2 protein-coding genes are annotated in these 1695 nt (G+C 67.7%); both read left to right on the top strand.

What is annotated here, in order from left to right:
- Window positions 1–136: 136 nt before the first annotated feature.
- Window positions 137–985, top strand: coding sequence for a shikimate 5-dehydrogenase (locus sphsw_RS06890; protein ID WP_031439962.1), 849 nt, complete (start codon window positions 137–139; stop codon window positions 983–985).
- Window positions 986–1098: 113 nt separating this feature from the next.
- Window positions 1099–1695 (top strand): extracellular catalytic domain type 1 short-chain-length polyhydroxyalkanoate depolymerase (locus sphsw_RS06895; RefSeq protein ID WP_031439963.1); only part of this gene is annotated, 597 nt, incomplete at its 3' end.

The following is a 1695-nucleotide window of genomic DNA, read 5'->3' on the forward strand; positions in this document are numbered from 1 at the left end:
GCATCGCGCCAGCCATCGAAATCGTCCGGTTCGGCAAGGGGCACGACGCGCATCGCCGGTTCTACGCCGGGTAGCGGCGCTTGTTCCGCCGCGCTTGTATCTCGACCCCGGCGGATCGCCGTCCTATTTTATGGCGATGACCCAACAGACCTCAGCCCCGGAACCCGCTCGTCCGCTGATCGGGCGGGATACCCGCTTGTGCATGTCCTTGTCCGCGCGACCGGGCAATTTCGGGACCCGGTTCCATAATCGGCTCTATGCGCTGACCGGACTCGACTATGTCTACAAGGCGTTCTCGACCCGCGACTTGGAGGGCGCGGTGCGCGGTATCCGGGCGCTCGACATCCGCGGCTGCGCGATCTCGATGCCGTTCAAGGAGGCGGTGATCGCGCTGCTCGATGGACTCGCGCCCTCGGCCGCGGCGATCGACAGCGTCAACACGATCGTGAACGACGAAGGCGTGCTGACCGGGCACAACACGGATTATGCCGCGGTCGCAGCGCTGATCGCGGATATCGATCCGGCAACGCGGTTCATGCTGCGCGGGTCGGGCGGGATGGCAAAGGCGGTCGCCGCGGCGTTGCGCGACACGGGCTTTCGCGACGGCGTGATCGTCGCGCGCAACGAACCCGCCGGTCGTGCGCTCGCCGATCTCTATGGCTTTGCATGGGCCACGGATCTTCACACGGAAGAGCAGGCGGACCTGCTGATCAACGTCACGCCGATGGGGATGACGGGTGCCGATGCGGACGCGCTCGCTTTTCCGCCGGCGATGATCGCGGCGAGCGCCATTGCGTTCGACGTCGTGCAATATCCCCCGGAAACGCCGTTCCTGCGCGCCGCGGCAGCGGCGGGGAAACGCTGCATCACCGGCACCGAGGTCGCGATCCTTCAGGCGCTCGAGCAGTTCGTGCTCTACACCGGCGTCCGCCCGAGCGACGCACAGGTCGCCGACGCTGCCGCCTTCGCGCGGTCGCACGGCTGAGGTCCGGCGGCGATTTACCCTTGTGATCGGGCAGGGGCGGCACAAGATATGCTGCACTGCACCATTCACGGGGCCGGGCGTCAAGGCGTCGGGCGCGCATGACGGGACGATCGATGGCCAGGCTTTCGGAAACACTCGCGCAACTGGCGAAGGCGCAACGCGCCGCGGCGGCGCGCTTCGCCGAGCAGCCGGAGGGCGAGGACTCGCGCCTGCGTCCGCTCGAATCGTTCGGCGCGAATCCCGGCGCGTTGCGTGCGTTGACCTATGTGCCCGAGGCGACGTCCGACCGGCGGATGCCATTGGTCGTGGTCCTCCATGGCTGCACGCAGACCGCCACGGGGTATGACCGGGGGGCGGGCTGGTCCGATCTTGCCGACCGGCACGGGTTCGCCGTGCTCTATCCCGAGCAGCAGCGCGCGAATAACGGCAATCTCTGCTTCAACTGGTTCGACGCCGAGGATATCCGCCGCGGTGGCGGTGAGGCGCAGTCGATCCGGTCGATGATCGCGACGATGGTCCGCGACGTCGCGATCGATCCCGACCGCATCTATGTAACGGGATTGTCGGCCGGCGGCGCGATGGCTGGCGTGATGCTCGCCACCTATCCCGAGCTGTTCGCTGCCGGGGCGATTATCGCAGGTCTTCCCTATGGCACCGCGACCTCGATGTCGCAGGCGCTCGACCGGATGCGCGGGCGGGGCCTGCCCGCC

Origin of the sequence: Sphingomonas sp. FUKUSWIS1, from assembly GCF_000733135.1 — a bacterium.
Lineage (GTDB): Bacteria > Pseudomonadota > Alphaproteobacteria > Sphingomonadales > Sphingomonadaceae > Sphingomonas > Sphingomonas aerolata.

Excerpts from the sequence above, each read along its gene's own strand:
- sphsw_RS06890 (WP_031439962.1), top strand. The coding sequence starts at position 137 with ATGACCCAACAGACCTCAGCCCCGGAACCCGCTCGTCCGCTGATCGGG.